20 protein-coding genes are annotated in these 24506 nt (G+C 47.3%); 2 read left to right on the forward strand and 18 right to left on the reverse strand.

What is annotated here, in order from left to right; genetic code table 11:
* Positions 1–53: 53 nt before the first annotated feature.
* Complete coding sequence (locus tag BN1360_RS21180; RefSeq protein WP_068781857.1) at positions 54–596, reverse strand: YqhR family membrane protein; 543 nt, start codon at positions 594–596, stop codon at positions 54–56.
* Positions 597–856: 260 nt separating this feature from the next.
* Between BN1360_RS21180 and BN1360_RS21185 the strand changes: the two genes are divergently transcribed.
* The gene (locus BN1360_RS21185; RefSeq protein WP_068781858.1) at positions 857–1858 is read left to right on the forward strand and encodes a DUF1385 domain-containing protein; all 1002 of its coding nucleotides are present in this window, start codon (positions 857–859) and stop codon (positions 1856–1858) included.
* 7 nt (positions 1859–1865) lie between these two features.
* Positions 1866–2192, forward strand: a complete 327-nt coding sequence (locus BN1360_RS21190) for a hypothetical protein (RefSeq protein WP_068781859.1) — start codon at positions 1866–1868, stop codon at positions 2190–2192.
* Positions 2193–2408: 216 nt separating this feature from the next.
* Here BN1360_RS21190 and BN1360_RS21195 read toward each other — a convergent pair whose 3' ends face one another.
* The 17 genes from BN1360_RS21195 to BN1360_RS21275 all read right to left on the reverse strand — a co-directional run bounded on the left by BN1360_RS21195 (position 2409) and on the right by BN1360_RS21275 (position 24470).
* Positions 2409–3386, reverse strand: a complete 978-nt coding sequence (locus tag BN1360_RS21195; protein WP_068781860.1) for a patatin-like phospholipase family protein — start codon at positions 3384–3386, stop codon at positions 2409–2411.
* A 96-nt stretch (positions 3387–3482) separates the two neighbouring features.
* Positions 3483–5108 (reverse strand): family 10 glycosylhydrolase, encoded by a 1626-nt coding sequence (locus BN1360_RS21200; RefSeq protein ID WP_068781861.1) that lies wholly within the window; start codon positions 5106–5108, stop codon positions 3483–3485.
* 144 nt (positions 5109–5252) lie between these two features.
* Positions 5253–5678 (reverse strand): transcriptional regulator MntR, encoded by a 426-nt coding sequence (mntR, locus tag BN1360_RS21205; RefSeq protein WP_068781862.1) that lies wholly within the window; start codon positions 5676–5678, stop codon positions 5253–5255.
* A gap of 285 nt (positions 5679–5963) precedes the next feature.
* Positions 5964–6677: a cytochrome c biogenesis CcdA family protein gene (locus tag BN1360_RS21210; protein ID WP_068781863.1), complete on the reverse strand. Its 714-nt coding sequence runs from the start codon at positions 6675–6677 to the stop codon at positions 5964–5966.
* Positions 6678–6771: 94 nt separating this feature from the next.
* Positions 6772–7575 carry a metal ABC transporter permease gene (locus BN1360_RS21215; protein ID WP_068781864.1) on the reverse strand — a complete coding sequence of 268 codons (804 nt, stop codon included), beginning with the start codon at positions 7573–7575 and terminating at the stop codon, positions 6772–6774.
* A gap of 71 nt (positions 7576–7646) precedes the next feature.
* A complete protein-coding gene (locus tag BN1360_RS21220) occupies positions 7647–8405 on the reverse strand; it encodes a metal ABC transporter ATP-binding protein (protein WP_082790161.1) in 759 nt (252 codons plus the stop codon).
* Between the two features lie 50 nt (positions 8406–8455).
* On the reverse strand, positions 8456–9457 hold the full coding sequence (locus tag BN1360_RS21225; RefSeq protein ID WP_068781865.1) for a metal ABC transporter substrate-binding protein: 1002 nt from the start codon (positions 9455–9457) through the stop codon (positions 8456–8458).
* Between the two features lie 319 nt (positions 9458–9776).
* The gene (metG, locus tag BN1360_RS21230) at positions 9777–11783 is read right to left on the reverse strand and encodes a methionine--tRNA ligase (protein WP_068781866.1); all 2007 of its coding nucleotides are present in this window, start codon (positions 11781–11783) and stop codon (positions 9777–9779) included.
* Between the two features lie 380 nt (positions 11784–12163).
* Complete coding sequence (gene yidD / locus BN1360_RS21235) at positions 12164–12427, reverse strand: membrane protein insertion efficiency factor YidD (protein ID WP_068781867.1); 264 nt, start codon at positions 12425–12427, stop codon at positions 12164–12166.
* 1 nt (position 12428) lies between these two features.
* Complete coding sequence (locus BN1360_RS21240) at positions 12429–12899, reverse strand: Fur family transcriptional regulator (protein ID WP_068781868.1); 471 nt, start codon at positions 12897–12899, stop codon at positions 12429–12431.
* A gap of 517 nt (positions 12900–13416) precedes the next feature.
* Positions 13417–15711: a copper amine oxidase N-terminal domain-containing protein gene (locus tag BN1360_RS21245; protein ID WP_068781869.1), complete on the reverse strand. Its 2295-nt coding sequence runs from the start codon at positions 15709–15711 to the stop codon at positions 13417–13419.
* A 283-nt stretch (positions 15712–15994) separates the two neighbouring features.
* The gene (gene nagZ, locus BN1360_RS21250) at positions 15995–17599 is read right to left on the reverse strand and encodes a beta-N-acetylhexosaminidase (RefSeq protein ID WP_068781870.1); all 1605 of its coding nucleotides are present in this window, start codon (positions 17597–17599) and stop codon (positions 15995–15997) included.
* Between the two features lie 172 nt (positions 17600–17771).
* Entirely contained in the window at positions 17772–19388 is a 1617-nt protein-coding gene (locus BN1360_RS21255) for a response regulator transcription factor (RefSeq protein ID WP_068781871.1), read from the reverse strand.
* Positions 19363–21210: a cache domain-containing sensor histidine kinase gene (locus tag BN1360_RS21260; RefSeq protein WP_068781872.1), complete on the reverse strand. Its 1848-nt coding sequence runs from the start codon at positions 21208–21210 to the stop codon at positions 19363–19365. The genes BN1360_RS21255 and BN1360_RS21260 overlap by 26 nt, the downstream gene beginning before the upstream one ends.
* 27 nt (positions 21211–21237) lie before the next feature.
* On the reverse strand, positions 21238–22065 hold the full coding sequence (locus tag BN1360_RS21265) for a carbohydrate ABC transporter permease (RefSeq protein ID WP_068781873.1): 828 nt from the start codon (positions 22063–22065) through the stop codon (positions 21238–21240).
* Positions 22065–22949: a carbohydrate ABC transporter permease gene (locus tag BN1360_RS21270; RefSeq protein WP_068781874.1), complete on the reverse strand. Its 885-nt coding sequence runs from the start codon at positions 22947–22949 to the stop codon at positions 22065–22067. Before BN1360_RS21270 ends, BN1360_RS21265 begins: the two co-directional genes overlap by 1 nt.
* Before the next feature lie 141 nt (positions 22950–23090).
* The gene (locus BN1360_RS21275; protein WP_068781875.1) at positions 23091–24470 is read right to left on the reverse strand and encodes an ABC transporter substrate-binding protein; all 1380 of its coding nucleotides are present in this window, start codon (positions 24468–24470) and stop codon (positions 23091–23093) included.
* Positions 24471–24506: the final 36 nt, after the last annotated feature.

Genomic DNA, 24506 nt, shown 5'->3' on the forward strand with positions numbered 1-24506 from the left:
GAACCAAAAGTAATTTTAACATAGGAAGGAGTCAATTGAGAAGCTTTTTGTCCCTAATGCTGGGGATTCTCCGTAGGCTTCTTAAGAGGATTCTTGCGCGACTTATCCATCACTTCCTCCGGCTCACGCTTTCTCTCATCCGTGTATTCATGCGCTGCAGAATATCCTACAAAGAGCCCCCATAGCAAATAGAGACAAAATTCACTAATGATCGTATTCATAGACAGCTTGCGGAGCGGATCCATTAAATGCAAGGCCGGGCCGGCCAGAACAAACAGAATTACCCACCAGACAATACCATAGAGAATGCCCGGCAGCGGACCGCTAAACTTGCGGAAAAGAAGCACGTAGATCAGAGTGGCCAGAAGCGAAAAGACGATAAAAGCCCCCCAGCCGACATAATATCCAGGTTGGCTTTTCAAGAATTGGCTTTTGAAAAAAGGCTCCACCATAAATCCGGGAACGACCGTCGTTAAGCGCATAAAATAAAAAACTCCCTTGATTCCCCCCCAGATTAGCCCACCAAACAAACCGATCTCTAATGTAAACATCCAAATATTCGTCCCATTTTTAGGGTTATGACCTTGCGGGTCCATACAGCATCTTCCCTTCTCTTAACAAGGTAATTCAAAAGGTCCCGCTTTTGATTACCGTGCTGGAAATCGACCTTTTTGAACACTTATTCCTAGTTTATGGATTAGTATGCGCAATTTAAAAGGCACTAATCTAAACAAACTAGAATTTGACCGCGAATTTCGATACAATGGAATCATTCCAGTTAGACCTATACTTTTTCGTCCGCCGGAATCGAGAGAATCACTAAATATCAATTAATACTTTAGGGAAGGTGAAATATTTGCCTGAGGAATCAAAACCCGCGATTTACGGCGGTCAAGCCGTCATTGAAGGAGTTATGTTCGGCGGTAAACACGTTAACGTCACGGCAGTACGCCGTAAGGATGGAGAAATCACATTTCTCGAAGTCCCCAAACAAGATAAGAACTGGGTGAAGCGGCTGCGTAGAATCCCGCTCATTCGCGGACTGGTCAGTATTATCGATTCCAGTGCCAAAGGCTCTAAACACCTGAATTATTCGGCAGAGGCAATGGCTGACGACGAGCTGGAACCAGAAGAACGCGCCAAGCAGAAGGAGAAAGAGGAGTCCGGATGGTCAATGGGAATGATTTTTGGCGTTGCTGTCGCCGGAGTACTTTCCTTTATCGTCGGGAAGATAATCTTTACGCTTGTCCCTGCGATTGTCGAGCAATTTCTGTTCCAGCACGCATTTGATAATCAGGCCCTGCATACGCTGGTTGAAGGAGCTATCAAGATCGTCCTTCTGCTCGCCTATTTATGGGTCATGTCCCAGACCCCTGTGATCAAGAGGTTATTTCAATATCACGGGGCTGAACATAAAGTCATTAGCGCCTATGAGGCGGGTGAAGAGCTGATCCCAGAAAAAGTACAGAAATACAGCCGCCTGCATTATCGCTGTGGCAGCAGCTTCATTATTTTGACGGTTATTATTGGAGTGGTTATTTACTCCTTGCCTATCTTTAGTTGGGATACACTATGGGAGCGGGTTTATATCCGTCTTCTCCTGTTGCCTGTAGTTATCGGCGTATCCTTTGAAATGCTGCGGATTACGAACGCGATGAGAGATATCCCCATCCTTCGTTATCTCGGTTATCCCGGATTATGGCTGCAGCTGTTAACGACCAAGGAACCGAATCTGGAGCAGCTTGAAGTATCGATCGCTTCCTTTAACCGGATGCGCGAACTGGATGCGCAGGTTGAACAAGAGGGAGCCCTTCAGCCAGCACCGAATCACCCGGCTCTGGATCCCGTGAAAGGATGATGTAGATATGAAGAAACAGGCCATCATATTTTGGGCACTGATCGCACTCGCAGCTTTTGGTATTGTAGATGGACTGTTTGGCAGAGGATCAACAAATTGGACCGGAATTTTAATCCCGGCCCTGGTCGTAGGAATCGTATTCCTGCTCTATAAGTATCCTCCGCGTAAGTATAGAAAACAGAATCCCAAAGTAAAGCCTTCCGCCCGGACGATGTCCAAATTAGCGGCAGAACGCCGCTCGACCTCAACCGGACAGAAGCGCAAAGCTTATCCTTTTCAAGTGATCGATGGTCAAAAGGGCAAAAACGATGACGACTTGCCGAGGTACCATTAAGGATGTATTAACTTTAATATAATTTTAGCAAGTTCGATTTTCAGCACCGTGAAGGTTGGATGGAACTAGGGACTGAGGAGCGGAGCGTACGTAGTTGGTACGTGAGCAACTGAGATGTTGCCGTAAGGGAACATGACTTCGTAAGCATCTGCTTCGGACCGGTTGAATTCAAGATTCGATGTCGAGACTGCTTCTTCATTTATTTCGTGATCAAAATCAATCTTTATAAATTTCATTAGCCTGCTGATACTTTTTGAATTGCGCCTCATAATATTGGTCATTCCAATCTTTGAAGAAGCGCTCTCCGGATCTGAGTCCGGATTCATAAAGCAGCAGGCTTTCTTCTTGAGTAATATCGAATTGGGTAGTGCCAATGCCGAGGGTAGGGATTTTGATGGTCCGGTAACGATTGGTCTGCTCGATATACCGCTCATCATGAGCAGACAGCATCGTAGCTACCATAGCCTCCAGCATGGAGAACGGGCCGCGGATGAGATGGGGCTGATTGCTGTTCTTGCCAACCATCTGAAAGCCAACCGTCGGAATCCGCTTCTCCCCCCTCCTGAGAGTCTCGCGGTCGAACAGCCATAGTGGGAAATTGCTCAGCAGACCGCCATCAACGATATGCAGGAATTGCTCCGCAAACTTCTTGCCCTTCGCTGCCTTGGGAGGCAGCCTTAGCAGGACCGGGTCGAAGAAATAGGGAATACTGCAGCTCATCCTCACGGCGCGCGCTACTTCAAACCCTTCCGCCTTAATGCCGAGCTTCTCCAGATCATCCGGCAGAACCAGAATCCTACCGCTGGTAATATCCGAAGCGATAATTCTCAGCCGTCCCTTCTCCAGATCACCAAAGGTTCGCACTCCCTTTTTAAGCAATATTTGTCTGATCCATTGCTCCAGGGCTTCACCTGAGTATAGGCCCTTTTTCAAAAGCACTCTCATTGCTGGTCCGATCAGCGCAATATTAAAAATGGGCGCCCGTTTCAAAAATTTGCTGAACGACGTCGTCATAATAATATCCTTTATCTCTTCGGCATCATAACCTGCCGCAATCAAGGAAGCTACAATAGAGCCCGCCGAAGTTCCTGCAACTTTATGGAATTTCCCGCCATGGAGCTCTGCTGCCCGGACCGCCCCTGCAAGCGAGATGCCCCTGACGCCTCCTCCTTCAAATACACCGTTTATCAGCATATAAAAAAGCCCCCATCCCATACACAAGTCTAATGCTTATGTATGATGATAGGGGCTGTTTCTATGACTACTGCTTTTAATCGGGAAATTAAAAACTTATAAATTATAATAATATGATTGCAAAAGAGGTATAAGTCCTAATGGATTCTTTCTCAGCTCCTTGGCGCTGAAGAAGATGCTGCCGCTAACTTCAGGTACGCTGCGGTTATAGGTCAGCTGATTGATAATTTCCTGGGCGCTGTTCCAGCCTGCTTCAGAGGTTCCCAGCTTGTAAGGCGCGTGGCCGATATACAGCTTGACGCGGCTGCCTGCGACCTCCTTCGCCCACCAATCCACCAGCGTGTCATACTTGGCGACACTGAAGCTCATACTCCAATAGATTTGCGGGGCTACATAATCAACCCAGCCATTCTGGATCCAGGCTCTTACATCCGCATACGTACTATCATAAGCGGTGATGCCGGCCTTCGTATCTGAACCTGTCGGGTCTGTACTCTTGTTGCGCCAGACTCCAAAAGGACTGATGCCAAAGGATACACCGGGCTTCACCTGATGAATACTTCTGCCCAAATCGTTCACGAAATCGTTGATATTGTCGCGCCGCCAGTCTCCCTTGTTGTTCAACTGCTTGGAATTGTACTGTTTATAAGTGCTGTCATCCTCAAAATAGCTCGTCTTTGTCTCCCCTGTCGGGTAGAAGTAATCATCCAGATGGACACCGTCAATATCGTAACGGTTCACGACTTCCATGATCGTATCAATTACATGTTGGCGAGCATCCGGTATCCCTGGATTGATATACAACTTATTAGCAAACTTGACGATCCATTCCGGGTGAGCGTTAGCCACATGGTTGTCTGCCAGCTTGGCCGTATTGGTATCCACACTAGCCCGGAACGGGTTGAACCAGGCGTGGAATTCCATCCCGCGGCGATGAGTCTCCTCAATCATGAACTGTAGCGGATCATAACCAGGATCTTGGCCTGAGACGCCTGTCAGATAAGTGCTCCACGGCACAAGATCCGATGGGTAGAAGGCATCTCCGGATGGCCGCACCTGAACGAATACGGCATTGATCCCCATTCCTTGCAGATCATCAAGCAGCTTCACATAATCCTGCTTCTGCGATTCTGCCTTCCCGTTAGAAGTACTGCTTGGCCAATCCAGATTATACACCGTGGAGACCCATGCGCCGCGAAGCTCATTACTGACCTGAGGCGGATTCACAGGCGGCTGCGGGTTCTGTCCTTCCTCTCCGGGCAGCTGAGGATCTCCATCCCGGGAAGTTAGCGATACCGTCTTGAGGGACTGACTCCAGACTACATCGAGTCCAAGCTGCTCACTGACGAAGCGAATCGGTACCATGGTGCGGCCCTGGATGTTCTCAACCGATACGTCGAGCGTAACCAAGCGTCCGTTCACCTCGGCAACACGCTGACCAGTGATTAGCACCAGCTTGTTGCCATTCTTCTGAATGGTCGCCGTCTTTGTTGCCTGTGACCAAAGCACGCTAGCTCCCAGGCCTTCGCTAATGATGCGAAGCGGAACCATAGTGACATTCTCTTTAGGCTTTAAATAAGGCGCAGTATCGCTTGGGAGCAGCTCCCCATTTAGATAGATTTGGATCGGGCTGGCGGATGCTGCTTCCGTCCGTACCGGCCCGGCAAAAGGCCAGGCGATCAATAGAATAAGCAGCGGAATAAACCATGTTCGAAATTTCATCTGATACCTCCGATTGATATGATAGTCGTTTGCGAATAACCGCTCTTAATTCTAACGCTTATCATATGATCGGAGTTGCGGTCAGACGAAAAAATGGTACTAAAGAAACAAAAGACATCTGCCTAAATGAGACAGATGCTAAAGTTATGATTCGCCCAGAAGCTCCTGATGAACTTCACGCAATTCTCGGATATTGGACTCATCCCGTTTGAAATATTCTACGAGTGAAGCGATGCAGGTGATCGAGTCCCAGCTTAAATGATGCTCGATTCCTTCAACATCCTTATAGATGTTGCTATCATCAACGCCAATCAATTCGAGGAATTCTTCAAGCAGTTGGTGACGATCAACAAGACGCTTTCCTACCTTTTTGCCCTTATTCGTCAAGACCAGACCACGGTATTTCTCATAAATTAAATATTCGTCTTTATCCAGTTTCTGTATCATCTTCGTTACGGATGAAGGATGTACCTCCAAACCTTCCGCGATATCGGAAACCCGTGCATATCCTTTCTCATCAATGAGCTTATAGATACGCTCCAAATAATCCTCCATGCTCGGCGTTGGCATCTGACTACCTCTTTTCCATGAGTTCACACAAGCAGAATATATCTGCCCGTTACTCTGTTAATGATACATGTTATGCTTGTCTATTGGCAAGTCCGGACCTCTTAAGAGGCAGTTCATAAACGCTTTCACAGCCGCGTTTCTCGAAAACATACGCTTCATCCGTAGGCCCTGGCTCTGTCCAACTGCAGCGGTTTGCAGAAACACACATTGGAAGTATCCGCCTCGCTGCTGAAAACCGTGCTTTTTAAACTCGCATTTATTCGTTTGTTTCATAGCTTTGGATAACTAGAATTTGAGCCATTCCGGTGTAATAGACTGCAGCCAGATGGTAATTTGCGTCATTTTATTCGTAAACAGAAGCACGCCCATCAATAGCATGAGAGCGCCGCCAACCTTCATTACGACCGCAGAATAACGTACTATCCAACGCGTCTGTCCAATGAAGAAGGCTAATATAAAGAACGGGAGAGCAAACCCCAATGTATAAGCCGTGATCATACCTAACCAGGCACCCGGTTCACTAACAGCCATCGCGATGATCGCTGCTAGAATAGGGCCAACGCAAGGGGACCAGCCCGCTGAGAAACCGATACCAAATATGAAAGAACCTATGTATCCCGCCTTGTTTAGCTTCAAATTCATTTTGCGCTCTTTTAATAGAAATTGCGGTTGAAAGATCCCTAACAAGAACAAGCCCATTGCCATAATTAGCACGGCGGAGAGCTGGCGAATCAGATCGCGATATTGATTAAAGAACTCGCCGAACAACCCAGCCCCAAAGCCAAGGGTATAAAACACAACTGAAAAACCGAGGATGAAGGCCAGTGTATGCGTTAATGTCCGGAAGCGGACCTCTCTGCGATTCTGTTCCGTCTTCAAGGTCTGTACCGACATGCCTGTAATATAGGACAAGTAAGACGGGTACAGCGGCAAGCAGCAAGGAGATATGAAAGAGGCTACTCCTGCCGCAAAGGCGACTCCTAAATGAATATCGGTCATAACAGCCTCCCTGTTCCATTTTCTTGATTCCCGGTGTCTTACCGTATTTCTCTATCATGATCTCTCAACTTGCTATACCCCGAACACCCCTAACTTAGGCGGATAAGCCGCGCTTACCCATAATCGTCAGGATGAGCATAGCAATCAGGAACAATACTATCGTTGCACCCGGGGCCAGATTCCAGACTCCCGCGATGACAAGGCCAACGACGACGGCAATCTCGGAGATAACCACTGAGAACACAACCGATTGTTTGAAGCTCCTGGCAATCAGCAGGCTCGTCGCAGCCGGAATCGTAAGCAAAGCGGAGACAAGCAATGCTCCAACAATCTTAATCGCAGTACTAATTACAAGGGCAGTAAGCACAGTCAGCAGCATATTCAAGACCTTGACAGGCAATCCGCTGACAGATGCTGCATCCTCTTCAAATGTTAACAGGAAGTATTCTTTAAATAGAAGGAATATAGTGATAATGACGATCAGCGTAACCGCACCAACAACATATAGATCAACTTGATCAAGCGTATAGATACTGCCGAATAAATAACTGTTAACATCTGTATTGTAACCCATTCCAAGGGTAAAGAACAATGAGGCTAGCGCTACCCCCCCGGACATGATAATGGCAATGGACAGTTCCGCATACCCCTTATAGGCTTTACGCAGCTTTTCAATTGCAAATGATGCTACAACGGCGAAGAGAAGACCAACTCCGATCGGATACACCTCAATCAGGAATCCAAGCGCAACGCCCGCTATCGTCACATGGGCAAGGGTATCACCGATCATGGACAATCTTCGCAAGACAAGAAAAATGCCGATCAGGGGGGCGGTAAGACCGATCAGCAGCCCGCCTGTCAGCGCTCTTAGAAAGAAATCCGCAGTTAATATTTCCAAGTAAATCCATCTCCTCATTTACGTATCATACAACAGCAGCCTCAAATGATTAGGATTATTCGTTAAATCACTTATAATAAGGAATGCTGCAAATCAGGTATCGCACATTCAGGATCATGGGAATGACGGACGTAAAGTCCGATAGCTCCGCAGTGAGCCCGCGGTTCAACGCCCATGTACCCATGAATAAAATCAAGATCATGAGATACCATGAGAAAAGTCATTTGGTGATGCGCATGCAAATGGCAAATCAATTCAAAGAAATCAGCTTGCGTCTGGGCATCGATGCCGACCGTCGGCTCATCCAGGACGAGCAGATCGGGATGATTAATCATCGCTCTGGCCAAAAAGACGCGCTGCTGCTGCCCGCCGGACAGTTGTCCAATCCGTTTATTTGCAAGATCGCTAATCTTCATGACTTCCAGCGCATCATCACATTTCTTCTGCTCCGCCGCCCCGATGCGACGGAACAATTTCTTGTTGCTATATAGACCCGATAACACCACCTCGCGCACCGTTGCCGGGAACAATGGGTTAAAAGAGTTCTTCTGCGGCACGTAACCGACCCGCTCCCAATCCCGGAATTGGCGAATCGGCTGACCGAACAGCTTGATCTCGCCCGAATTGGGCTGGAGAAGCCCCACCATCATGCGCATCAAGGTTGTCTTGCCCGCGCCATTCGCGCCGATTAGGCCCACGAAATCCCGTTCTTTGACAACAAAGCTGAAATCGGAAATGACCTTCTGATTTTGATAAGCAAATGAGATATGATCGAGTTCAATGACATTATCATGACAATATTCTTGTGGCATTGATATTTCTGGTTTCATAGACAATTTCCTTTCTGCCTTCCTGCTCTGTACGAACCATCTGACTCTCCTTATTGTAGAGCGAGCAGCAGATTTTGCAAGTTCTTCTCCATCAAGGTAAAATAATTCTCCCCGTTCTTCTCTTGCTCCTTCGTCAGTCCTTCCACCGGATTGAGCACCAATGTCTTAACTCCGGCCTCGTTAGCCAATGTCTTCGCCAATCTGTCGGATACCAGTTCTTCGAAGAAAATATATTGGATTCCTTCCTCCTGCACCGTCTTCGACAAAGCTACGATATCCTGCGCTCTAGGCTCAGCATCAGGTGATAATCCCATAATGGCATGTTGTGTCAAGCCATAATCACGGCAGAGGTAACCGAAAGCTTGGTGGGATACGACGATTTCTTTCTTGTTCGTGCCTGCGAGCTTAGTGGAGAACTTCGCATCGAGATCATCCAATTTTTTGGCAAGCTCCGCATATCTGCTCTCATAATCCGCTTGGTGATCCGGATCGACTTCGATGAAGCTATTTTTAATATTCTCTGCGATAATTTTAGCCGATTTCGGACTGACCCAAGTATGAGGATCAATATGATGGCTGCTCTCCGCTTCTGCTTCGCTTCCTTCGTCGTGTTCTTCGTGCTCCACCGCTTCTTCTCCATGGTGATGTCCATCATCACCTTCAGCGGTAATTAAGGATACGCCCTGGCTAACCTCCACCGGCTTCACGACTGCATCGCTGCCAAGCCCCTTCAGAAAGTTAGGTACCCAGCCTTCCAGACCAGCACCATGATATAGGAATAGCTGCGCCTTTGATGTGTTCAGAATCTCTTTACTTCGTGGTGTCCAGTCATGCGGCTCGACCCCGGTCGGCAGCAAATTAGTCACATTCGCTTCAGCTCCGCCAATCTCCTTGGCAAATTCATAGATAGGATAGAAGCTTGTAACTACATTTACCTTGCCTGGAACGATTTCAGCATTGCTCTTTTTGCCGCAGCCCGACAAGATAACGATAAATATCAACATGAGCAGGATTAATCCTGCAGTCCCTAACTTACGTCTTGTTAAAACCATGAATTCACAACCTCCGCACTTAATCGTAATGATTACAATTAGGATTATATGTGCAAATTTAAAGTCTTGTCAACTATATTGTGTATAATAATAAACCCCGTGGAAACAAAGAGCAGCCAAAACTATGCAAGTCTTGACTGCTTCTGCCCCTTTGAATCTATGAGCCGCTAGACGCTCTATCCCGCTCTATATCAGTATTTGTTGACAAGATGTACCCGTTTTATTCGAAGGCCTGATCTGGAGCCGGCTCCAGATATTATCTTCCCAGAAAAAAACCGCCAGAGGCGTTAAGCCCCGGCGGTATTATTATGACTTGCTATTACTTCACGACAGCACCGTTAGCCATCGAATTAGGCACGGTTGCCAGCGTCAACTGATCCCCTTGCGATGCGGCAAGAATCATGCCCTGCGACAGCTCACCACGCAGTTTCACCGGCTTCAGGTTCGTCACACAAATCACCTTGCGCCCTACAAGCTCCTCCGGTTTGTAAAACTTCGCAATTCCCGATACAACCTGACGCTGCTCGAAGCCAAGATCAAGCTGCAGCTTCAGAAGCTTATCCGCTTTTGGCACCGGCTCGCAGGCAAGCACCTCAGCTACCCTCAGCTCCACCTTAGCGAAATCATCAATGCCGATCTCTTCCTTCAATTCCGGCTGTTCCACGGCCGGTGTGTGGGCAGCAGGTGCAGCTTCCGCCGCCGCAGGCACACCTCCCGTCATCGAGTTATCAATAAACTCGATCTCCTTCTCCACTTCAAGACGTGGGAAGATCGGCTCGCCCTTGCCTATTTTTGTGCCTGCCGGAATCAAGCCAAAGCTCTTGGCGCTGTCCCATGCTGTCAATTCGCCTGGAGTGATGCCTAATTGCTCCCAGATTTTCGCCGGAGCCTTCGTCAGGAAAGGCTGCAGCAGAATCGAAATGATCCGCAGCGATTCCACCAGATTCACCATGACAGAAGCAAGCTCATCGCGCTTGGCTTCATCCTTGGCAAGCGCCCAAGGTTGTGTCTCATCGATATACTTGTTCGTCCGGCTAATAAATGCGCTGATTGCGGTCAGAGCAACGGAAAATTCCAGATTTTCCATCACTTCCTCTACCTTCTCTACCGTACGCACCGCCATGTCGGCCAGATCCGTATCATATGCCGTTACATTCGGACGATAGGCAGGTACGCTGCCTTCAAAATATTTGCCTACCATCGCCACGGTACGATTCAGCAAATTGCCCAGATCGTTAGCCAGATCAGAGTTTACCCGCTGTACGAAGCTCTCCGGGGTGAACGAGCCATCGGCGCCAAACGGCACCTCACGCAGCAAATAGTAACGTGTAGCATCGAGGCCATAACGATCGATCAGCACGTTCGGATCAACGACATTGCCTTTCGACTTGGACATTTTGCCGCCTTTCATCAGCAGCCAGCCATGTCCGAATACCTTTTTCGGCAGCGGCAGATCAAGCGCCATCAGCATGATCGGCCAATAAATAGTATGGAAACGAACGATCTCCTTGCCCACCAGATGCACATCGGCAGGCCAATAACGGTTGAACATCTCTTCGTTATCACTGCCATAACCCAGCGCAGTAATATAATTGGTCAGCGCATCGATCCACACATAGACGACATGCTTCGGATCGCCCTTGACTTTAACGCCCCAATCAAAAGTAGTGCGGGACACAGCCAAGTCCTCAAGACCGGGCTTGATAAAATTGTTGATCATTTCGTTTTTACGGGATTCGGGTTGAATGAATTCAGGATTTTCCTCGTAATACTTCAGCAGGCGGTCAACATAATTGCTCATCCGGAAGAAATAACATTCCTCCTTCACCAGCTCTACGGGGTGGCCACTCTCCGGGCTTTTGCCGCCGATAACTTCCCCCTTTTCATTCTTGATGACATCCACCAATTGCGACTCTGTATAGTAAGTCTCATCGGGAATGCTGTACCAGCCTTCGTATTCGCCCTTATAAATGTCGCCCTTCTTCAACAGACGATCAAAAATTTCGGCAACAACCTCTTTATGGCGTGGTTCAGTCGTACGGATGTAGTCATCATTAGAAATGTCAAGCTTCTTCCACAGCTCTTTAATGCCTACAACAATATCATCGACGAACTGTTGTGGTGTTTTCCCGCTCTCCTGAGCTTTTTGCTCGATTTTTTGCCCATGTTCATCCGATCCTGTCAAATAGCGAACATCATAGCCGCGCAACCGTTTGTAGCGTGCTATAGCATCGCCGGCTACGGTCGTATAAGCATGGCCGATATGCAGCTTAGCACTCGGATAATAAATCGGTGTCGTAATATAGAAGGTTTTCTTGTCAGACATACTGTCATCTCCTTAAAAAAAATAAAAAACTCCCGCCCCACCATGGGACGAGAGATCTCTCACGTGTTACCACCCAAATTCCCCGCGCCTTTACAGACGAACGGGCTCAGTTGGTCGCTGTCGCAACCATCCATTAACGCCGGATTCGCGCTGCTCCCTTACCGGTCTAGTTAAACCCGGCTCGAAAGCAATTCCTCCAGGACCATATTCCAAAGCTGTTCCAGACCGGTTCTCAGCTTCCCCGGTTCTCTGCTGCTGGACGCAACGCTCTGTACTCATCCCTTCACTGGACATTTATAAAGGTAATAGTTCAATAAGTTTATACTCATTGAATCTATACATATAGCATTATATTAAGAAAAGACATCTCTGCTGTCAAGTTATACCCGCCCTGCCTTATCTTTATACTTGACATGGGTCTTCTTGGGCGGTACCAGATCCACGCCCCCTGGATGAAATGGATGGCATTTCACGATCCGCCTAGCAGCCAGCCAGGAGCCTTTCAAGGGCCCATGCACTTCGATCGCTTCCAGCGCATACGCCGAGCAGGTTGGATAGAAGCGGCAGGTTGGAGGCTTCAGCGGCGAAATAAATTTACGGTATACATGGATCGGCGCCTGAAAAGTCTTGCGAACGATGCCCATATTATGCGCCTCCGCCCGGTTCCTTACCCTGATTGTAAGCCGGGTCTTGACCCTTGTCAGGGCGGCAATTTTTGCAATAACCAAACACTTCAAATTTATGCTTCACGATCTGGAACTCCTCAGGAGCATCCGTCATTGGCATCGGGCAGAAATGAATGGGGTACGTCTTCTCGCACTGCAAGCAGATCATATGGTGATGATGATGCCCTTCCTTGCTGCAGCCGACTCTGAATTTCAGTCCATCCTCAAATACAACTTGCTCAAGCACGCCGAGCTCTTCCATAACCCTGAGATTTCTGTATACGGTATCGAAGCTAAGCCCGCTGTATTGTTTGCCCATATACTCGTATACATCTTTTGGCGTCAAATAACCTTCCCGTTCTGCGAACAGTTTGGCCAAGCTTTTGCGCTGGTCGGTGATTCGCAAACCCTGGGCAGACATCACACCGATGATATCCTCTGTCGACAGCATGTGACATTCCTCCCATCTGAGCTACCTTCCATGCGTCTTTTACACTACATCTCTCTTAATAATGCCGCAAAAATTGTCCTCCGTCAATGCAACAAGCCCCGTTGTCAATAACCAACGCAAATCCGTATATGTTATGGCAGCGTTTTGTACGATCGTCCAATGTTGTACTTGTAGCGGACAACAACGCTTAAAAGTGAAAAGCAGTCTTTTTCAGATTTTAACGGTCATCGCAGTATTGATTTAAGTATGCTGCGTAATGGTCAAGACTACAAATGGCACATAATACTCATTAATCCAGTTATCGTTAACCCGGTCTTCTTCTTTGGAATTTTTACATATCAATCATGACCACCCGTCAAATGAACTACGCTCCAATTGTTAGACACCATCCAACAATTAGAGAGTTAAAATTGCAGGTATTTTTTTCGCACACTTCGCAAGTTCAACTTGGCTTAAAGATACAACAAAAAAGCGTCCCAAGCCAACATAAATGACTTGGAACGCTTCTAGTAGTAAATTATTGCTTCACTTCAGGCAACGGCTGGAGCAGCAGGTTAACGGACAAGTTGCTGCCCGGTGCAGCTGTGAAGACAAATTCAACGGTCTGTTCGCGATCACCTGTGCGGAACAACACGTTGGCATCATTCGGCGCGCTCAGCGAGCCTCCTGTAGACAATTGTACGATATCGCCGTTCACCATGATCGAACCGGAATATCTGCCACCACGCGGATTAAACGTAATCAGTGTATTTGGAGCCACACGATACAGCTTCACTTTATACAGCACTCCAAAGTTGCCCGCATTCAGCTTATAAGCATTTGTTATGCCATCATACCCAACCTGGAACGGATCATTAGAATTGTCACCGATAAGCAGTCTTTGGCGGGTAGTTCCAACCAGATCACTATATTGCAAATATCGAGTCGAATCCTCATAGGTTCCACGATTGTGAACATCTTCCTTCAAGTTTGGAAGGGATAGCGATTGTGCAATAGCTAGAGGATCTTTATTAGGATCAATCATGATTACATTAAATTCCAATTCCTGATCGCTGTTCATATCAGCAAATAGGGATATTACGTCTCCCTGCTTCATCGTTGTAGCATTAAGCTCAGTCATAATAACCTTGCTCTCGCCTGGAGCAATCCAAACATCCTTATATTGGGCGCCGCTTTGCAAGGATTTGTAGTATCGTTCAACCGAAACTTTTCCGGCAGCTGTTGCATACTGGCTTGGTCCACCAAAACCGAGGCTAGTCTGGGTCAGACGAGTCGTTGTCTCATTCTTATTCGTAGCAACAACATACATCTTCATATTCTTGCCTGTGGCGTTAACATGGTGAACCATAAAGCGAATTGCGCCGCTTGCCGTCTCTTTATATACTCTACCTTCCGAATATACGGTCTCCGGGCTGTTGCTGCGGATCAATGTTACAGGATCGGAAGAAATCGAGTAGTTCACTCTCTCCCAAGATGGAACAGATGTGCCGTCAAAAGCGTATTTCTCGCCAATCGGCGTGAATAATTTATTGAAATCGTCGCGATTATACAACGTCTCGTTCGTGATTGTGATCGTACGTTCCACCGTTGAAGATAGTCCGAATACATTGACTACCTTCAGTCGGATCGTCATTTGCCCCGGCGTAAAGAAGGCGCGGTCATTGTTCTCCCATACGACTTCCTTGATGCCTACCTCATCTGAACTAAGGTCAGTATAAGTGATCAGTTCACCCATCTTATACGTATCTTTGTCCGTCATGAAATTGGCAAGAGGGGGAGTATGCGGCTTCCCAACGTGAATGGTCAGAGAGAACGGATCACTCCACTGCCCATTAGAATCCTGAACACGGTAAGTCACCGTGTAGGCCCCCGGGTCCATGAACTTATCCTGACGTCCTGTCCACTCCTCATTTATGATCTGAAGCCCGTTCGGGGAATAGGAATTTGTCAAGTATTGAACGTCTGTTTCCCCTGCGATCACTTCCTTGTTGCCAATCGAGAAGGAAGCTACAGGTTTCGTCGATAGATTCAGAATTACGCGCTTCCCCACATTATCTACGGAATATTGAATGCCAAGCGCTTTAGTAATTGCCGTCAATGGCACCATGAAATTATTCTTGGCAGAGTAAGACTTGCCCTTCATCGTTGTCACGACACCGTTAACCCGATAATTCGTCGTATTCAGCTTGAAGCGAAGCTCATCACTCCCCCGTGAGATAATCGTCTCTTTTGTACTATTGTCAAAAGAAAGCTGTAAACCGGCACGCTCTACAATCGCTCGGATAGATACGTAGGAGACGCCATCCTTGACTTCCATCGGATAGCCCGCTATGTATTCTTTGCCGTTCTGGTACATCTTGTTGCTATTCATCATAAGAACCAACTGTCCGGCTCCTGCGTTAGCTGCATTCGTATTCGCATTGTTCCCCGTTGTCGTAGCAGGATCGGTCGTTGAAGGATTCGTGCCATCGACATCCTGGCCTTCGTCAGTCCCGGTCGGTTGCTCCGTCTGGCCCTCTTCCGCACCGTTATTATCACCGGTTCCCTCGGTCTTGCCGTTCTCTCCAGTGACAGATGTGTTCTGATCCGTCGAATCATCGTTAGTCGCTTGACCTTCTTGACCAGAATTCGTTGTATCGCTATTCGGAGTGGCAGCATCGTTAGCTCCCAAATTATTTGATGTAACAGAAGATTGCTGCCCCACAACGCTAACCGGATCTTGCTTAACCGCTTCTTCAGCGCTTACGGGAATAACCATTGCTAATTGTGACGCAATAATAATCGTAGTAATAATTAATTTTTTGAAATTCATGTCTAGCTCCTTCTACTCCCATTTTGTCTCTCTGACAACCACATAATGTTAAACGCATGTAAACGAAAAAAGTTGCTTCTTGTCAAAAAATAAAAAAACAACAACGAAGTTATTGTATCTAACATTCCAGATATTTACCAGATTAATTTCTGTTGTTGATCTATTTATCTATTATTTGTGTTGTTATCCTGCGATTCCCCCTGACTTTCCTCATAAAAATAGGCCGGCAAAGAACGATCTCTCTGCCAGGCCTAGACTATAATTATATTAATTAGTTCCCTGATTAATTCAACTTCAGGCTAACCGGAAGTTTTCCTTGCGGGTTAAATTCACCCATCAATACTTTGGCAACGGCATCCAGAGAGAATTGGCGATTTTCGTATAAGCAGATATACGTGCCCACATCCTTAAATGATTCGACATCATACGGATTCCGGGTCGAAATCACGACAACATTGGAGCCGTGCATTCGATTCAGCGCATTGACCAGGTGGCTCTGTCCTTCCGGAATCCCGCCTTCCGCCGTGTAGGTGACCACGACAATTTGTTCAAAATCAGTGCTTCGCTTCAGCACCTCCAGCAATTCCTCTTCATCCGGGCGTGTTCCGATTACCGATAAGCTGACCTTGTCGCTATAGGGCTGCAAAGCGTTGAGCAGTGTGTATTGATGTACCGAAGGCTCATCAACCTCAGTGCGATGCCGCAGCTCCGGCCAGATGACCAGCAGAGGCTTCTGTCCGCTCAGGGGCAGATTGCCGGAATCCCGTACAAGCGTTACACTACGCTCGGCAACTTCCCTTAGCAACGCCTCACTATTCGCTTGAGGCGTCAGTGGAACAGGTACACTCTGAGGGTCGGTCCCCGTGGAAGAAGAGATTCGCTTCGCCTTCAATTCCAAAATCCGCTGCAGCGATTGATCGATTCGATCTTCACTGATTCGGCCACTTGCGACCGCTTCCCGCACTGCTTCAATAGCGGCAATCTGATCGCCAAGCGTGTGACTGACCAGCACAAGATCGGCCCCCGCCTCAATGGCCCGCACCGCTCCTTCGGCGATACCGCAGCTCTTAGCTATAGCATGCATCTCCAGGCAATCCGTTACGATAACACCGTCAAAGCTCATTTCTTCGCGCAAAAGCTCTGTCAGCACACGATGCGACAAGGTAGCCGGGATCTCTTCCTTCTCAAAGGCCGGAAAGATGACATGCGCTGTCATCACCGCATCGGCCCCCGCTTCAATCGCCTTGCGGAAAGGCAGCAATTCGATTTGGTGCAGCCTTTCCTTGTCATGCGGCACAACAGCCAGGCCAAGATGCGAGTCCACCGCCGTATCCCCATGCCCTGGGAAATGCTTAACCGTCGCAATGACGCCATGCTCTTGATAACCGCGGGTGGCTGCTACGCCGTGCCCGGCTACCTTGGCAGGATCCTCGCCAAAGGATCTGACACCGATGACTGGATTGGCCGGATTGTTATTCACATCAATACATGGAGCAAAGTTCATGTTGATACCAAGCGCCAGCATCTCCTCAGCAGCCAGCTTGGCTACATCATAGGTCAATTGCAGATCGTCTACGGCTCCAAGCGTCATATTCCCAGGAATCCGGCTAATTCCGTCATGATCGAGACGGGCAACCATCCCGCCTTCCTGGTCGATCGATATAATGAGCGGAACCTCGGAATGGCTGCGCGGAAGCTTCTGCAGATTGTGCGACAAAGCGGCAAGCTGACGCACCGATTCAACATTGCGACGGAAGTATACAACACCGCCGACATGATATTCCCCAGTTAATGCAGCTATTTGCTCATCAGGCGTCAAGCTATGAAATCCGCAAATAAACAATTGCCCAATCTTCTGCTCAAGAGTCCACTGAGTCAAGTCCAACATTATTCACCTTCCCATTTTTAGAGGTATTTTGAAATCACCCTTTATGTAAGAAAACCAACCGAGGCCACTTCAGGGAGAAGCGACCGCGATTTAACGGCAGGTTCTCTTGCCACACAAAATTTCATCAGCACAGCTGAGAACTTATATATTTTATTTTATTAAACCCCTGTTATTAAGATGCCGGCGAGTCCTTCAAGCGATATTCTGACGGAGTCATACCGGTATACTTTTGGAACACCTTGGTAAAGTAACGACGCTCCTGATAACCTACCTCAGCACCGATCTGTGTGATCGACTTCTCACTGCCGCTTAGCATATACTTCGCCGTCTCAATCCGTTGTCTCGTTAAATACTCCACAAAGGTCTCCCCAAAATGATTTTTGAAGAGCAAACAGAAATAACTGCAGCTAATGCCAAGAAAATCGGAAATATCCTCGATACCAAAGTCAGAGCCCAGATTCTGCTGAATATAGTTCTGCGCCGACATCATCAGTACCTCCGACGATTTCTTCGTTGAGAGCGAATCCTTATAGCGCTCAATCAGTGAGACGATCAACGATATCAGTTCCTTGACGCTAAGCGATTCCTGAAGCCGCAACCAGACGGCTTCCTCTTGTTCTCCAGGGAGCATCTGCATCTCGCGCATTTCACGCAATAAATGAATCAGCAAGTAATACAACAGCTTCTCGGCCCTGCCGACCGAGGTTTCATTCAGACGGGCTACATAAGCTTTCAAATCGCTGATCATTTGCGTCATCGCTTCATAATTGCCATTTCGCAGGCCGCTGCCGAATTGCTCAACCCAGTGCCACTGCGCATCTACTACGCCAAGATCGCCGCCAGGAACAGGCTCAAACAGATCTTCGCTCACATTTGAAATATCGGTAAACCATCCCTGCGACGGGTTCAGAATCAAAATCTGCTGCATGCGCTGATAAACCGCGGATATCTCACTCAAGGAATGAGGTGCTTGCCCCAGACACATACGAATGAGCATATGCGGCTTGTCTTTAACTATCGCCTGCAGGTTCTCATGCACCAAGCTCAGGGCTTCCATCGCTACAGGCTGATTTACAACGGTGTCAAAGATGATGCACCATTCTCCTTCGCGGACCTGAAGCACCGTATAATCTCTGAGCAGGGGCAGGAACAGCTCCTTCAATTTCAGTTTGATCTCCAAATTCCAGGCCTTCCGTTCAGGGGCAGGCCAGGAGATGGACTCGTGCGCGTAGCCGTCCATATCGAGCAGCAGGACAGCATAGCTGTCCGGATGAACCGCGCCTTCTTCATCCTGCCACAATTCATCCTCTTTGACAGCCTCTTGTCCCAATAAGGAATGAATCAGAATATTTTCATTAGCCAGGGAAGCTACCCGGCTTAAAAGCTGCTCTTTGTTCTTCTGCTTCTTCTTCTCGATGATCTGCTTTGCCAGCTTCCTTACCGTGTCTTCCAGTTCGAAGTAGTTGATCGGCTTGCAAATATAATCGCGAACCCCGTAGCGGATTGCGGTACGTGCATATTCAAATTCCTGATAGCCTGTCAGAAGAAGGATTTCCCCGGTTAACCCCTGTTCTCTAACCCTCTGGATCAGCGTCAAACCATCCATTACCGGCATTCGGATATCACATAAAATCAAATCGGGATGATGCAGGGTGGCCGCCTCCAGAGCGTCCACACCATTTTTAGCCAAGCCGATAATTTCAAAGCCCAGATCCTCCCAAGGCAGCACTTTCGATAGATTGTTCAGGATATGAACCTCATCATCAACCAATAACGCCTTCAGTCTCATTTTTATCACCCAATTCATATTTAGGAATCACACATTGAATCACCGTACCGTATCCAGGCTGCGAGCAGATGAACAACCCGTATCTCACTCCGTATTTAAGCCGGAGACGATCATACACACTTCTCAGGCCCAGGCCTCTTCGTTCATGACTTGGATAAGCGCCGGATTCATGGTAGGCCGGATTATCCCAATCCAGGTATTGAATCTTGGACAGCGCTTCGTTCGTCATCCCAATTCCATTATCCTCAACCCGAAGCGTAATCCGATCCGCCTCCATCCTTCCAGTGACCTTGATCATCCCCTGATATTCGATCCCTTCAAAACCGTGCTGGATGCTGTTCTCCACAAGCGGCTGAAGGGTAAGCTTGAGCAGCTGACAGCCCATCATTTCATCCGGAATATCAATTTCATAGTCGAACAGATCATCAAATCTGAACTTTTGAATCTCCAAATAATTTTTTAAATGTTCGATTTCCAGGTTGAGGCTAATCTCCTCCTTGTCCTGAATGCTGATCCGTAAAATGTTGGCAAGCCGCAGCACCATCTCGCTGACCTTGCGGCCTTCATTCTGGACAGCCAGAACATTAATAGATTCCAGTGTATTAAATAGAAAATGCGGCTTGATCTGGGCTTGCAGCACCCGCAGCTCAGCATTCGCCTTCTGGAACTGCTCCCTTTTGACCTGCTCGAACAATTCATTGATTTTGACCATCTGGTTGTTAAAGCCTTGCTGCAGGAGCAATAGCTCATCATCGCCCTTCTCATCCACGCGCGCGCTCAAGTCCCCATCCTCAACCTTGCGCATGAATCTGACGATGACGCCAATCGTGCCTGTAATCCGGTTCATAAACAACAGGTTAAACAGCAGGGCGGTCACAACGCAGACGAAGAAGATAATCACGAACCAATTGGCAAAAGTGACAACCTCACGCGACAAATAACGCCATGATGTTACAGAGACGAGCTTCCAAGGATACTCCTTCAAGTCATAGGCCGAGATAACGCTCTCTGTCCCATTGAACTTGGCCTTGAAGCTCTGATAATTTCCGCCGTCCTCAAGCTTTTTCATAATGTTCGGTTCCAAGGATTGCCCAACCATTTCGGATTGATAATCATATAAGACCTGGCCCTTGTTATTGACCAGCATGAAGCGTGTATCCTTCATACTGCTGCCCAGCCTGAGGCTCTGAAATATTTTCTCAAATTCCCAGTTTTTAATCTGAACAACCAGAATACCTACGCTGCGCAGATTGTTCAAATCTTTAATCAAGCGGATCTGCGTAAATACATTGTCCGAACCGGTTAATTCAGGATATTCATGAGGAGCAATCCATAACGGCACGCCTTTTAGCGATACAACCTCATTATACAAAGGATGTTCCTTGAACTGTTCATAGGGTAAGGTCTGAAAATTTTCTTTGTTGAAAATTGTAATCACATTCGATCCGGCACGCCCATGTACATTGTACAAAAACGCATAATCAATCGCTGGATGATTGTACAGCAGTGACCGGAAGTTCTTCTGGTTGGCATTGAGCTCAAGCTGCTGGCTTGATGCCGTCAAATCCTGCGAATCCGGGTCTTTGGCTATCAGCGCCTGTTGGAACACCCCTTTGGCAATGCCATTATCGGTTACATTATCCATTTCATAAAATACGTTCGTGATGCTATAGGCGATCGCCTTCAACGAATATTCCGACTGCTGACTATACTTCGTCTCTATCGAATTAAAGCTGACCAGAAACGTAATAATGCCCAGGATAAATAAGGGGATAATCACCAGCCCCAGAAAAGCGGTAAACAATTTAATTCGCAGATTCATATGCATGAGCTCCCGACCAATCCATAATTAGCCTTTGACGCTGCCCGCTGTGACCCCTTCAATAATTTGCTCTTGCAAAATCGCGTAGATAATCATAACTGGCAGAACGCTAAAGACAATCCCAGCGGACATTTGTGCGTAGTTCGTGTTGTAGGCGTCCCTGAAACCTACCATACCTACCGGAAGCGTTTTCAGCGCGTCGTTGGACAGGAAATAGTTCGCAAGCAAGAACTCGTTCCAGTTGCCCAGGAAGTTGATGATAAAGACAGTCACGATCGCCGGTATAGTTAGTGGTATTATTATTCTAACAAACAGTCCGGCAGAGCTCAATCCATCCATTACCGCCGCTTCCTCGATTTCTCCCGGAAGAGATCGCATAAAAGCTGCCAGAATCACGACAGAGAATGGAATTGCATTAGCGACGTAAGGCAGGAGCAGAGCCATATGTGTATCGAGAATATCCAGCTTTCTCATGATTCCATAGATCGGAAGAAGCAAAGAGTTGTTCGGGATCAGCATCCCCAGTAAAATCAATTGAAACACAATTGCACTGATCTTATTATAGCGCATACGCGTTACGGCAAAGGACAGCATCGCTGCAAACAGAATCGATACGCAGGCAGCGATGACCCCAATATACAAACTGTTAAAGAAATAAGTACTGATCTTTGCATTGACCCAAGCATTTACGTAATTATCAAATGAGATCGAGCCTGGAAGTCCGAACGGATTAGATGCGATATCCTGATTGTTCGTCTTAAATGAGGAGAAGATGACAAACAGGAACGGATACAGAATGATCAGCAAATAGGCCATTAGGAAAATGTGCGGAATAGTCTTCTTTATTGCTCTCATCAGTATTCAATCCTTTCCGTCCGTTTTGCTATCAAGACTTGATATAGTACTGTGATGATTATCGTAAATACGAAGATCAATACAGCGATGGAATTACCGAAGCCGTGTCTAAAGCTTGTAATCGCATAACGGATCATGTATGTTGCCATAACATCCGTCGAGCCTGCAGGACCGCCCTTCGTCATAACGAGCACAATATCCGCAGCCTTCATCGCACCAGCGATGGACAACATAATAACGACTGATACAATCGGCATAATGAGCGGAAGCGTGATTTTGATAGCTCTTTGGAATCCGGTTGCCCCGTCGATCGCCGCAGCCTCATCCAATTCTTTGGGAATCGAGAGAATAGCTGCAAGCACCATGACGATATAGAATCCGGTCCATTGCCAAGCATTTGTAATCAGGATCGATATCATGGCCCAGTTCTTATCAGACAGCCAATAGACTGGCGATACACCGAAAAGCCCAAGCACTTCATTCGCCAGACCAAAATCCGGGTTGTAGATGAAGCCCCACAAAATCCCGATAACTGCCGTTGACATAATCGATGGCATAAATACCGCTGTCTTATATAACCCCTTAAAGCGCTTCACGTTAGCTATTAACAATGAGAAGATGATAATGAGCGGAACTTGAATCAGACAGGAGAACAAAATAAAATAGACGTTATTTCTGACTGACTTCCAGAAAGCAAGATCGTTAAATGCCTGCACATAGTTATCAAATCCGATATAATGAACGTTCTTGGATATCCCGTTCCAGCTAGTGAAACTGTTGTTGACTGCTGTAAATACCGGATAGATAAAAAAGGCCAGAAACAAGATGAAGGCAGGCAGTATGAACAAGACATATATCAGCGGGTTTCTTAGTGCTTTATTCATGGTAACCTCCGTTGTAATCTTTGATATTTGTTTCTTCTGCTCCTAAATCTATCTATCTTTCCACTTAGACAGAAAGGGCGCCCCCACAAAGTCGAGGCGGGTGGCGCCCTTTTCTAGCTAATAAAGTAGTTCAAAAAGTAATTACTCGCCGGCTGCATTGGCAGCATCTTGAGCGGCTTGCACGTTCTCCAGCATCTTCTGAGGATCGATTTCTCCTCCGATAATTTGCTGGATACCCATGCTCAGCGCTGTATTAACTTCTGCTTGAACAAGTGCATCAAAAGCCGGGAACGAAGTTCCGATTTCACTTACAGCCTTGAAAATATCCTGCATCAACGGATCGTCCGATGTTGTCTTCATTTGCTCCAGATCCATCTTCATGGCAGGAAGCACACCGTCTTCCTTCAGACCGCGAAGCTGCATTTCATCCGTCCACATGTTCTTGATAAATTCCTTCACTGCTGCCAATTTGCGAGGATCTTCAGCAACTGTGCTGGAGAAGCCGTAACCATTGTTGGCATCCTGCATAACTACGATAGGATCGCCTGCATTTACTGGCGGCATATTGAAGTAACCGATCTTACCAACCAGATCACCCGCTTGTGCCGGATCTCTGAATACCGAGTTCGCCCACGATCCGTCCATCATCATGATGGCTTCGCCGGTAATTACTTGGTTTCTCATATCTGCATATTCAAAACCAAGCTCGCCTTTCTTGAAGTAGCCTTTTTGTACCCATTCCTGATGTTTGGCAACAGCCTTCACCATGTTCTCATCTGTCCATTTTGTCTCGCCCGTCTTGAATCCATAAGTGATGTCCGGACCAGCATAGTAGGACCACAGGTTATTCGTTGTCATCAATGGAATCCAGGCATCCTTGGAGGCTTGAGCGAACGGAATCTTGCCGTCTGCTTTAATCTTCTCCGCAATCGCTTCCAATTCTGCGATGGTTGTAGGAACCGTTAGGCCCTTTTGTTCGAAATATTCTTTATTGTAGAAAATACCTTCGATTGAGCCGCCGATTGGCAGACCGTAAACCTTGCCATCTGTTGAAAATGGCGCCAAAGTGGTGAATTTGTCTTTGAGTCCGAGTTCATCAAGGATCGAAGTGATGTCGAGCATTAGGCCTTCTTTAGCATACAACGCTGCATCCGGGCTACCGAATACGTCAAACACTTCCGGCGGCTTACCCGCGGCCATTTCGCCTCTCAGCTTCTCCTTACGGTTAACTTCCGAATCCACACCGTCCAGCTTGATCTTTAATCCAGGAACTGCAGCTTCCGTCTTTTTCACTACATCTTCCAGAATAGCCAAGCGGAATTTCTTTGCTTCCCCAATTTGTGTGTGGCGAATCGTAATTTCAAACGGTTCGTCACTTACCTTTGCTTCGTTAGCAGGCTTGTTATTCGTTCCTGCATTGCCTTTGTCCGCCGTGTTCTTGTCGTTAGAACTTCCACAACCAGCAAGCAATGCTGAAGCTACGAAGAACAGGGATAGTAACAGCGTCAAACTCTTCTTCATATTTCTTTGGACCCTCCTCAAGATCGGTTTGTATGT

It is taken from the genome of Paenibacillus sp. GM2 (assembly GCF_900069005.2).
Classification (GTDB): domain Bacteria; phylum Bacillota; class Bacilli; order Paenibacillales; family Paenibacillaceae; genus Fontibacillus.